Source organism: Aquabacterium sp., from assembly GCF_014378415.1.
GTDB lineage: Bacteria > Pseudomonadota > Gammaproteobacteria > Burkholderiales > Burkholderiaceae_C > Aquabacterium.
The window spans coordinates 21,362-29,329 of sequence record NZ_JACMNS010000118.1 but is presented as its reverse complement, the minus strand read 5'-3'; the positions used below and the strand labels follow the sequence as shown (position 1 = coordinate 29,329).

Below are 7,968 nucleotides of genomic sequence, written 5' to 3'. Positions count from 1 at the left end.
TGGACACGGCCGCGCATTTGCGCGGAGGGCAACTCAGTTGGCTGAAGGATTTTTGAGTTTTGGGCGGTGCTGGCCCGGCCGCGCGACAATCCCCCCATGAGCCTGGGTGAATTTGACCTCATTGAACGTTTCTTCTGGCGCCCCGCCGGCCAGGGCCCACGCCGCGCCGTGGTGGGCAATGGCGACGACTGTGCCGTCATCGCACCTGCGCCCGGCATGCACCTGGCCATCTCCACCGACACCTTGGTAGAAGGCCGCCACTTCCTGTCCACCGTCGACCCAACGCGCCTGGGCCACAAAGCCCTGGCGGTCAACCTGTCGGACCTGGCCGCGTGCGGGGCCCAGCCCCTGGCCTTCACCCTGGCTCTGACCTTGCCTCACGCGAACGAGGCCTGGCTGGCCGGCTTCGCCCAAGGCTTGCTGGCCCTGGCCGATGTCCACGACTGCGAGCTGATTGGCGGAGACACCACGGCCGGCCCGCTGGCCATCGGCATCACCGTGATGGGCGAGGTGCCGGCGGGCCAGACCCTGCTGCGCAGCGGCGCCCGCGCGGGGGACGACTTGTGGATCAGCGGCTGGCCCGGCCTGGCCCGCCTGGCGCTGGAAGCCTTCCGTGACACCTTGCAGCCTGCGCTGCCGACCGATGATTTCGACACCGCGCGCCGCGCCATGGAATGCCCCGAGCCCCGCGTGGCCCTGGGCCTGGCGTTGCGCGGCGTGGCCAGCGCCGCCATCGACGTGTCCGATGGCCTGCTGGGTGATCTGGCCCACCTGCTGCGCCGCAGCCGGGTGGGTGCCGCCGTGGTGCTCGATGCCTTGCCGGTGCACCCCGTGCTGGGCCAGCGCCCTTTGGCCCAGCAGCATGATTGCCTGTTGGCCGGCGGCGATGATTACGAACTGGTCTTCACCGCACCGGCCACACACCGTGCGCGCATCCTGGCCCTGAGTGATTCGCTGGGCTTGCCCTTGACGCGCATCGGCGCCATCACCGCCACGCTCGGCCTGCAATTGCTGCAAGGCGAGCTGGACGCCTGGCCCGATGACGACACCCCGCCTCAGCCCGTGCCCAACCGCTGGACCTCGTTCGACCACTTCAAAAGCTAAGCATGCCCAGCCCCATTGATGCCGATCCTGTGCCTGAGGTGGTCGATGCCGCGCCGGCCTTGCCGCCACGCCGCCCCGACGTGGCCTTGCTGCTCAGCCACCCCGCGCATTTCATCGCCCTGGGCGCGGGCAGCGGCCTGAGCCCCAAGGCCCCGGGCACCGTGGGCACCTTGTGGGCCTGGGTGAGTTTCTGGGCCTTGCAGAACCTGTGGGGTGTGGGTCCGCAGGCCGATGTGATGTGGGCCTGGCTGATCGGCCTGGGCCTGCCCATCGGCTGGTGGGCTTGCACGCACACGGCGCGCAGCCTGCGCGTGGCCGACCCGGGTTCAATCGTGTGGGACGAGATCCTGGCCTTCTGGTTGGTGCTGTGGTTGCTCACGCCCACCGGCTTCATTGGCCAGTTGCTGGCCTTCGCCCTGTTCCGCTACTTTGACGCGGCCAAGCCCGGCCCCGTGGCTTGGGCCGATCAGTTGTTCAAGCGCCAGCCTGGTCAGGGCATCGGTTGGGCGCAAGGCTTCGGCATCCTGTTCGACGATTTTGTTGCGGCCTTGTGCACCTTGCTGGTCCTGGCCGCCATCATGCTCGTGTGGCCCAGCCTGCTGGCGCCTTGACCCGCATTGAAGAAGGACCAGAACATGGCTTCTGAACAAAACCTGACCAGCCTGGTGGCCGACCTGGCCGCGCAACTGCAAGCGCGGGGCTGGCAGATGGCCACCGCTGAATCCTGCACGGGCGGCTTGATCGCGGCCACCTGCACCGAAGTGTCAGGCTCCAGTGCTTGGTTCGAGCGCGGTTTTGTGACTTACAGCAACCAGGCCAAGACCGACTTGCTGGGCGTGGACGCGGCCTTGATCACGGCCCACGGTGCGGTCAGCGAGCCTGTGGCCCGCGCCATGGCCGAAGGCGCTTTGGCCCGATCACGCGCGCAGGTGGCGGTGGCCGTGACCGGTGTGGCCGGCCCCACAGGCGGGTCGGGCGGCAAGCCCGTGGGCACCGTGTGGCTGGCCTGGGCCACGCAAGGCCAGGCGACCCGGGCGCTGCGCTGCCAGTTCAATGGCGACCGGGCGGCAGTGCGCTGGGCCACGGTTGAGCAGGCTGTGCGGGGCCTGCTGTTGCCGTGAACAGCCGGGCATAAACAGCCTCAAGCTGGCGGCAGCGCAGTTCGCTGTTGAAAGGGGTTTGCCGCCCTCGCACGCCCTGCAGGTGCATGGACAGCTGCCGTCGCTGCGCCGGGTCCTGCGCCAGCCGCACGGCGACGTCAACGAAGTCAAGGGGGGTGGTAGCCACGCACGCGCCCAGCCCCACCTCATGCAGGATGGCGCCCCCGATTCGGCTGGCGGCGGTCTGCCCCAGGCAAGACACGGCAGGCACGCCCGCGTAGAGCGCATCCAGCAGCGTGGTGTGGCCGTTGTACGCGAAGGTGTCCAGGAACAGATCGGCGCAACGCAGGCGGGCCAGGTGCGATTGATCGTCCACGGTCGGGGCAAACAGCAGCCTGGCCGGGGCGATGCCTCGGCGCTCGGCCTCGGCCGCCAGAAAGCGGCTTTGTTCCGGGTGAACCACGTACAGCCAAAGCACCGCGTCGGGCAAGCGGCGCATCACTTCGCACCACGCGTTGAAAGTCTGTGGCTCGATTTTGTAGCTGTTGTTGAAGCCGCACAGCACCAGCTGATCTTCGGGCAGACCCAGGCTGGCGCGGGCCGGGGCTGCGGCCAGCTCGCGCGTGTCATCGTAGCCGTAGTGCCCGGTGGGCAGGGCCTCGACCGCTTCGTCATACCAGTGGGCCATCTCTGGCGTGACCGCGATCCCATCGCTGATGTGGACGTCGAACGCGTCGGGCGCCCCCACCGTGCCGCAGAACGCCAGGTAGTTAATCTGCACCGGGGCCGGGCGCCACAAGGCCACATCCAACACCGGCCCCCTTGCATGCCCACCCAGCCCGATCAACACATCCACCTGGTCGGCATGAATGCGCCGAGCCACGGCCTCGGGAGGCCATTGGCTGGCATCCACGACCTGATCGACCGCCGCATGGATGAGTTTGCGCCAAGGGCTGCCATCGTGAGGATTGAGCGCGTAGGCGATCACCTCGAATTGCGTCCGGTCGTGGTGCTTGAGGATGCTGTGGATCAACTGCGTGGTGGGGTGCCGCCCAAAGTTGTGGCTGAGGTAGCCCAGGCGCAATCGCTGATGGCCGACCCCGGCGGGTGCCGCGGTCCAAAGCGCTTGGGCCTGCTGGATGTGGCGCGCACGTTGGGTGCAGCCCCTGGCCAGGTGAAGCAGCTCTGCGGGGGTCAGCCCAAGGTGCAAGCCCTCCCAGGCCAAGCTGCGCGACAGGCCCAAGGTGGGGTCCTGCATGGCTTTTTGGGCGATGCGCTTGATGGCCCGAACCACCGTGCCGCGTTCTCGCCAATCGCAGGCACGCAGTCGCCTCAAGCCCAGATCCACGATGACCGTCAGCGCTTTGAGCTCATCATCGCCTTCTGGCGGGGCCCGGTCCCAGGGCGGAGACTCAGGCGCGGTGGGATCGTGCCGCAGTGCCTGATCGCTCCAATCCTGCCAGGGCGGTGTGGTGGACTGCTCACGCCAGGTCAAGAGCGCTGACAAGCGCAGACCTAGCGCGGCCTCGTCAGAGGCGCCAGCCTGAGCGGTTGGCGCCAGGCCTGTTGCGCGTTCGAAGCAACTCTGGGCATCGTCCCAGTCGCCGCACAGAAGGCATGCCTTGCCCCATAGGACCAGGTCTTGCGCGTTGGCTGGCAAGCCGGCTGCGTGGTTGGCTTGGTTGACCAGCACAGCATGGTGGCGCGCGGCTGGGCCATCCATTTGATCCAGCGCCAGCCTGGCCAATCCCTGGTGTGCTTTGAGGTGTTGGGAATCAATGGCCAGCAAACGCTGCCAGGTGGACTGGGCTTGCGCGGGCGCGCCCAGCCGTTGCTGGGCGACGCCCAGGTTGTACAGCAGGCGCACCGAGGAGGGACAAGCCGACACGGCGGCCTGCAGTGCGGCCTGCAGCATGGCGTCTGTGCCAAGCTGACTGACCTGCGCGCAATGGGCCAGCCAGTCAACCTCAAGCCTCCCCGGCGGCAAGGGTGCCGGGGAGATGCCGGGCATCAGGCCCAATCGAAGTCAACGGCTCCGGAGGATGTGCGAAGCCAGCTGTCGACGGCTTGTGCCACTTGTGGTGAGCCCGACGACGGTGGGGGTGCCGGTGCGGGCACCGGGCTGGCGACGGGCGCCACGTAGCGCTTGAAACAACCCAGTGTGCTCAGGCCCGTCTGGAAGCCGCCAAAGCCGCCAACGTTGCGCAGGCCCAGCTGGACGTACGGACCATTGATGCTGACCGGCAAGCCCCATTGGCCTTCGCCATAGCTGACACCGACCGTGCCGTAGGCGCAGCGATCACCCCCCAACGCCGACACCGCCAACATGGGCGAGAAGGTGTTGAGCTTGGAGCCAATGGCCAACTGCCAGCCATAGGTGCTGGACTTGACCTGGGCGCTCTGGAAGACCAGGCTAAGCACCGTGTCCTTGAACACGAAGCCATCGCTGTCAAAGGGGATGTTGAACATCAGGCCCGCCCGTTCTTGGCGCTCGAAAGGGGTGGTGTCGGCTTGCGCCAAGGAGGTCAGGCCCACATAGGTGGCGATCGCCATGGCGATGTGGTGGTGATTGGGGAAAAACTGCATGGGGACTCCTGCGCGGTGATTCGATTCAGATCGAATCGAATGTAGCGGTCGGCGTCACCATCACCTGCGCTCAAGCCCCCCGCAACTCTGGGGGTGGCAGACAGTTTTTCCTAGGGATTGACTTCACCCGGGCGAAATTTTTCGGCGTCCAAACAGGTATTCCAGCGCGATGTCGATGACGATGCCCCACAGGCTGTAAAGCACTGACCCCAGCAACGCATCCCAGAAGCTGCGCACATGGAAGCCATCCAGCAGGCCCGAGGCCATCTGGAAGGTGAAGGCGTTGATCACGAACAAAAACAGCCCCAGCGTTAGCACCGTCACTGGCAGCGTCAGCAAAATCAACAAGGGCCGCACAAACGCGTTCAACAGGCCCAGCACAGCGGCCGCGATCATGGCCGAGCCGAAGCTGTTGACCTGCACGCCGCGATCCCATTGGGCCAGCAGCATGAGCGCAGAAGACAGCAATAACCAGCGGATGAGCAGTTTCATGCGGTCGAGCTTATCCCAGCGCCGCGCATTCCGTCACTGCCCGACCACAGGCCCGGGGGATGACGGGTTTTGTTCCGGCCGGATTTATTCGATACTTGTCACACACGGCGGCGTGACGATCATGCCGCTGTGGTTTGTTGATCTTGTCCCAGGTCCATGCGCCAGAAGTTCGAGCATTTTCTTGACGAAGCCAATCCGGCCAGCCGTTGTCTGCTGGCGGTGTTTGCGTCCACGCCTTTTTACTTCACCTACTGGTTCATCAACCTGGCGGGCCTGTTGGATCCGGTGGCCCAGGTGGGCTTGCGGCAAGCCGTCGTCTGGACCTTGCAGGCGGCCCTGTCGATCAGCGCGGCCCTGTCCATCGGCTTCGTTGTGTGGCTGTGGCCTCGGCGCCGCGACCCGCGCCCCATGCCGGGGCTGAGCGTGGCGGTGACGGTGAACATTGGCCTGATCTACACCTTGATCGCCTTGTTCTCGGGCACGTTCACCACCGGGGCCAACATGACATTGTTGGGCGTGCTGGCCATCGGCCTGCTGCTGTTCGACCTGCGCACCATGTGGATCGCTTTTCTGGTGTGTTCTGGCTTGCTGGTGCTCTACGACGTGTTCGTGATGACGGGCCATGTGCCCTACGCCCCGGCCATCACTCGCCTGGCTTTCAAAGGCGTCGAGCCGCAGTGGTGGTGGGCCGTCTGGCGCAACGTTGTGTTTTACGTGGGCGTGACCGTGATCTCCACCATGCTGCTGGTGATGTTCGGGCGCCTGGACGCGGTGCACCGCAAGCTCAACAAGTTGTCGTACACGGATGCGCTGACCGGCCTGCCCAACCGGCGCTACTTCATGGACCGGCTGCACGCCGAGGTCGCGCGCCAGGGCCGCACCGCCCAGCCCTTGTCCCTGATGCTGATCGACGCCGACCACTTCAAAAGGGTCAACGATGCCCATGGCCACACCGTGGGCGACGAGGTGTTGACCGTGCTGGCCCGCCTGCTGGGCGAGAGCGTGCGCACCCCCACCGACGTGGCCGCGCGCCTGGGCGGCGAAGAGTTCGCCGTGCTCTTGCCCGACACCACGGTGGACGAGGCCGAGGCGGTTTGCTGGCGCATCCACAGCCGCCTGGCCGCGCACGCCTTCCAGGCCTCGGGCCAGACCTTCCACCTGACCGTGAGCGTTGGCGTGGCGCAGTGCCATGGGCAAAGCGCCGAGGTGGTGCTCAAGCAGGCCGACCGCAACCTCTACCGTGCCAAACAAGAGGGCCGCAACCGTTCCATCTACAGCGTGGACAGCGCCCTGGACCGCGAGGTGGGCGCATGACGGCGAAGGCGCTGATGCGCGGCATCGAGCTGCGCCTGCTGGACCGCAACGTGGCCAACCGCTGCATGGTGTTCGCCGTGCTGTCCCTGCCCATGTGCTGCATCTTGTGGGGGCTGCAGGCCTATGCTTTGGCGCACCCTGAGGCGGCTGCCTTTTACCGCCCCGGTGCCTTGCGCCTGGCCCAGCAAGGGCTGACCACCCTGATCCTGTGGCTGACCACGGTGGTGGTGTTGGCCTGGCAGTTGCGCCGCCATGGCCGCGATGCGCGCTGGCTGGCCCACTGGACGGTGACGCCCACCTTCGTCGTCTTCGTGCTGCTGGCCATCGGCCATGGCCTGAAAGACACGCCCATGGGCATGGTGCTGATCCAGGCGCTGGTGGTGGCCCGCGCCCTGTTCAGCCTGCGCACGATCAAGTTCACCTTGGCCCTGGCGGTGGTGATGCTGGTGGTCAGCGATTTATTGATCACGGCGGGGCAACTCGTTTATGCCCCGTTGCTGACCGCGCCGGTTTTCAATGGCGAAGACCTGACCTGGTGGTGGGCCGTGTGGTTGCGCATCATGTTCCAGGCGGCCGTCTTGCCGTTCACGGCCATGCTGTTCTTGGCCTTCAACACGCTGCGCCGCCAGCGCAAGGAGCTTGAAAGCCTGGTGCGCACCGACGTGCTGACAGGCCTGTTCAACCGCCGCGAATTCATGAACCAACTGGAAATTGAATCGCACAGGCACGCCCGCAGCGGCCGGCCTTTTTGCCTCATCGTTTGCGATCTGGACCACTTCAAAAAGGTGAACGACAGCTGGGGCCACCCGGTGGGTGATGTGGTGCTGGCCCAGCTGGGTCGCATCCTGCAATCCAGCACCCGCGACCAGATCGACACGGCCGCGCGCCTGGGCGGCGAAGAGTTCGTGCTGCTGCTGCCCGACACCGACCTGGAGGGCGCCCGCCGGGTGGCGTCAAAGATTGCCAGCAGCTTGCGCGACCATGTTTTCCAGGCGGATGGGGCCTCGTTCAGCGTGACCCAGAGCATCGGCATTGCCGAGGTGCATGGCGGCCAGGGCCAACAGGCCTTGCGCATCGCCGACCAAAACTTGTACACGGCCAAGCGCGCCGGCCGAGATCAGGCCGTGGCTTCGGTGGTGGGGGTTTTGTGAAAAAACCGGTGTCCTGACGCACAGGTCAGGACGGGATCCGGCCACATTCTCAGGTACAAACGACAGCGTTAATTGCATTGACTGCACACACCAACCACTCGTCAAACCAAGATTTCCGTTTGACCGGACACGGTATTTTGGGGGGCTTTGACCATTCCACCTCCATGGAACGCCTCTGCTTTAAAAGTACCGCAACTTGGGGTGAAAAGACCCGTTGATGC

At 65.7% G+C, this 7,968-nt stretch carries 8 protein-coding genes; 5 read left to right on the top strand and 3 right to left on the bottom strand.

What is annotated here, in order from left to right; all coding sequences use genetic code 11:
- The first annotated feature begins 102 nt into the window (after nucleotides 1-102).
- Genes thiL through H7225_RS11075 form a run of 3 tightly spaced genes read left to right on the top strand, consistent with a single transcriptional unit; the run spans nucleotide 103 to nucleotide 2,225 of the window.
- Nucleotides 103-1,104: a thiamine-phosphate kinase gene (thiL, locus tag H7225_RS11085; protein WP_290661799.1), complete on the top strand. Its 1,002-nt coding sequence runs from the start codon at nucleotides 103-105 to the stop codon at nucleotides 1,102-1,104.
- A gap of 2 nt (nucleotides 1,105-1,106) precedes the next feature.
- Nucleotides 1,107-1,715 (top strand): phosphatidylglycerophosphatase A, encoded by a 609-nt coding sequence (locus H7225_RS11080; protein ID WP_290661797.1) that lies wholly within the window; start codon nucleotides 1,107-1,109, stop codon nucleotides 1,713-1,715.
- Between the two features lie 24 nt (nucleotides 1,716-1,739).
- A complete protein-coding gene (locus tag H7225_RS11075) occupies nucleotides 1,740-2,225 on the top strand; it encodes a CinA family protein (protein ID WP_290661795.1) in 486 nt (161 codons plus the stop codon).
- Here the strand turns inward: H7225_RS11075 and H7225_RS11070 are convergent.
- The 3 genes from H7225_RS11070 to H7225_RS11060 all read right to left on the bottom strand — a co-directional run bounded on the left by H7225_RS11070 (nucleotide 2,155) and on the right by H7225_RS11060 (nucleotide 5,282).
- Nucleotides 2,155-4,215 (bottom strand): hypothetical protein, encoded by a 2,061-nt coding sequence (locus H7225_RS11070; RefSeq protein ID WP_290661793.1) that lies wholly within the window; start codon nucleotides 4,213-4,215, stop codon nucleotides 2,155-2,157. The two genes, H7225_RS11075 and H7225_RS11070, sit on opposite strands and share 71 nt — an antisense overlap.
- Nucleotides 4,215-4,790: a hypothetical protein gene (locus H7225_RS11065; RefSeq protein ID WP_290661791.1), complete on the bottom strand. Its 576-nt coding sequence runs from the start codon at nucleotides 4,788-4,790 to the stop codon at nucleotides 4,215-4,217. The genes H7225_RS11070 and H7225_RS11065 overlap by 1 nt, the downstream gene beginning before the upstream one ends.
- 123 nt (nucleotides 4,791-4,913) lie before the next feature.
- Nucleotides 4,914-5,282, bottom strand: coding sequence for a phage holin family protein (locus tag H7225_RS11060; RefSeq protein ID WP_290661789.1), 369 nt, complete (start codon nucleotides 5,280-5,282; stop codon nucleotides 4,914-4,916).
- 156 nt (nucleotides 5,283-5,438) lie between these two features.
- On the opposite strand from H7225_RS11060, the gene H7225_RS11055 reads away from it, so the two are divergent.
- The gene (locus tag H7225_RS11055; RefSeq protein ID WP_290661787.1) at nucleotides 5,439-6,596 is read left to right on the top strand and encodes a GGDEF domain-containing protein; all 1,158 of its coding nucleotides are present in this window, start codon (nucleotides 5,439-5,441) and stop codon (nucleotides 6,594-6,596) included.
- Nucleotides 6,593-7,747 carry a GGDEF domain-containing protein gene (locus H7225_RS11050; protein WP_290661785.1) on the top strand — a complete coding sequence of 385 codons (1,155 nt, stop codon included), beginning with the start codon at nucleotides 6,593-6,595 and terminating at the stop codon, nucleotides 7,745-7,747. Before H7225_RS11055 ends, H7225_RS11050 begins: the two co-directional genes overlap by 4 nt.
- Nucleotides 7,748-7,968: the final 221 nt, after the last annotated feature.

What these genes read in the sequence shown, in the direction of transcription:
- H7225_RS11080 (WP_290661797.1), top strand. Translation starts at nt 1,107, where the DNA reads ATGCCCAGCCCCATTGATGCCGATCCTGTGCCTGAGGTGGTCGATGCC.
- H7225_RS11075 (WP_290661795.1), top strand. Translation starts at nt 1,740, where the DNA reads ATGGCTTCTGAACAAAACCTGACCAGCCTGGTGGCCGACCTGGCCGCG.
- H7225_RS11070 (WP_290661793.1), bottom strand. Translation starts at nt 4,215, where the DNA reads ATGCCCGGCATCTCCCCGGCACCCTTGCCGCCGGGGAGGCTTGAGGTT.
- H7225_RS11065 (WP_290661791.1), bottom strand. Translation starts at nt 4,790, where the DNA reads ATGCAGTTTTTCCCCAATCACCACCACATCGCCATGGCGATCGCCACC.
- H7225_RS11060 (WP_290661789.1), bottom strand. Translation starts at nt 5,282, where the DNA reads ATGAAACTGCTCATCCGCTGGTTATTGCTGTCTTCTGCGCTCATGCTG.
- H7225_RS11055 (WP_290661787.1), top strand. Translation starts at nt 5,439, where the DNA reads ATGCGCCAGAAGTTCGAGCATTTTCTTGACGAAGCCAATCCGGCCAGC.
- H7225_RS11050 (WP_290661785.1), top strand. Translation starts at nt 6,593, where the DNA reads ATGACGGCGAAGGCGCTGATGCGCGGCATCGAGCTGCGCCTGCTGGAC.